At 55.1% G+C, this 668-nt stretch carries 2 rRNA genes; both read left to right on the top strand.

The window, feature by feature from the left end:
* Positions 1–111, top strand: a 16S ribosomal RNA gene (locus HPO96_RS37445); the annotation flags it as partial.
* A gap of 431 nt (positions 112–542) precedes the next feature.
* Positions 543–668 (top strand): 23S ribosomal RNA (locus HPO96_RS37450); the annotation flags it as partial.

Below are 668 nucleotides of genomic sequence, written 5' to 3' on the forward strand. Positions count from 1 at the left end.
AAGCCGGTGGCCTAACCCTTGTGGAGGGAGCCGTCGAAGGTGGGGCTGGCGATTAGGACGAAGTCGTAACAAGGTAGCCGTACCGGAAGGTGCGGCTGGATCACCTCCTTTCTAAGGAGCATTCGGCGATCACACCGCAAGGGTGGTCGTCCATTCGCTGTTTCCAGAACGAGTGTTTCTGGGCAGCGGTGCTTCGGAATGTGGAACATTGACCATTAGGTTCGGATCTCCAGTCATGGTGTTAGTACTGCTTCTTCGGGAGCGTGGAACGCGAAGTGATGAAGAGTGAGGGATCGAGGCGCGCTGTTGGGTCCTGAGGAATCGGGCCGGCCCGAGTGTTCGGGTTGGACTGGTTTTTCTTCGGGGCTGGCTCTCATCAAACCGCTGGTGTGAGTGTTTGGATTGGGTGTTTTGTTTCCCTGGTCTGGGTGCTTAGCTCGGTAGGTGGTGGTTTCGGGTCGGTGTTCCTGGTCGTATTTTGAGAACTGTATAGTGGACGCGAGCATCTCTTTGTAGCGATTTTGTTTTGTTTTTTGTTTTTGTGACAAGCTACTAAGGGCAATCGGTGGATGTCTTGGCACCAAGAGCCGATGAAGGACGTTGGAGCCTGCGATAAGCCCCGGGGAGTTGGCAACCGAGCTGTGATCCGGGGGTGTCCGAATGGGGAA

It is taken from the genome of Kribbella sandramycini (assembly GCF_013131805.1).
Classification (GTDB): domain Bacteria; phylum Actinomycetota; class Actinomycetes; order Propionibacteriales; family Kribbellaceae; genus Kribbella; species Kribbella sandramycini.